General features: G+C 71.5%; 1 protein-coding gene. It reads right to left on the minus strand.

The window, feature by feature from the left end; all coding sequences use genetic code 11:
* Positions 1–181: 181 nt before the first annotated feature.
* Positions 182–1,086: NAD(P)H-binding protein (locus tag ACFWPJ_RS33550; protein WP_378857645.1), on the minus strand; the 905-nt coding region annotated here is incomplete at its 5' end.

Consider the following 1,086-nt stretch of genomic DNA (forward strand, 5'->3'; position numbering starts at 1 on the left):
GTGACCTCGCCGTCCGGTCGCTGGAGGCTCCCGTCGAACCCGCCGATCGTGTTCAACTGGGTCTATGACGGCAACCTGAACAACCGTAAGGGTTGCAACGGGTCGTGGGTGCTGACCATGAACTGATCCGGGTGTGGCCCGGAGCAGCACCGCTCCAGGCCGTGCACCCAGCCGGGTGCCGCTACCCCGCGGTGACGACCGGCTCGAAGGCGGCGCGGTGGTCGGCCGCCCACTCGGCGTAGCTGCGAGCTGGGCGGCCCAGAGCCTCGGCGATGTCGCCGGAGATCAGCTCGTTGTGGCCGTCTCGGATGAAGGTCTGGCCGATCAGGGCGCCCTCGACGAAGGCGGGTGGGAGGCCCGCCGAGGTCATGAAGGCGCGGGCGTCGGCTTCGGCGATATCGGTGACGGTGATCGGGCGGCCGATGATCTCGGCGAGGACGGCGGCCTGGTCGCGGCCGGTCTGCAGGGTGGGGCCGGTGAGGGTGTAGGTCCGGCCGTGGTGTGCGCCGGTGCGCAGGGCGGCGGTGGCGACCTCGGCGACATCGCGGGGGTCGACCACCGCCTGTCTGCCGTCGCCGGTGAGGTTCGGTACCGGGGAACCGGTGGTCAGCGGTTCGATCCAGCTGAAGGTGTTGGACGCGAAGGTGTTGGGGCGCAGGATCGTCCACTCGAGGCCCGAGTTCCGCACGGCTTCCTCACCGGGCACGTGCCAGGAGCCGGGGACGTCGAGGCGGGGGTCGCCGGTGCCGACGGCGGAGAGTTTCACGACCCGGCGCACTCCGGCTTCGCGGGCGGCCGCGACCAGGGCGGCGTCGACGCCGGTGTCGTCGGGGCCGGGGAGGCCGTTGAGGAACGCGGCCTCGATGCCCGTCATCGCGGGGGCGAAGGTGTCCGGCTCGCGGTAGTCCACGCGGACCACCTCGACGCCGGCGGGAAATGTCGCGTTCTCCGGGTCGCGGGTGGCTGCCCGGACGGGCACGCCCTCGGCGACGAGCTGACGGACGATGGCGCTGCCAATGGTGCCTGTCGCACCGGTGATCAGGATCATGCGACGAGCAATGCCACTGCCCTGCCTGCGACCTGGAT

The organism is Nocardia sp. NPDC058497, assembly GCF_042720195.1.
In the GTDB taxonomy this organism is placed as follows: Bacteria; Actinomycetota; Actinomycetes; order Mycobacteriales; family Mycobacteriaceae; genus Nocardia.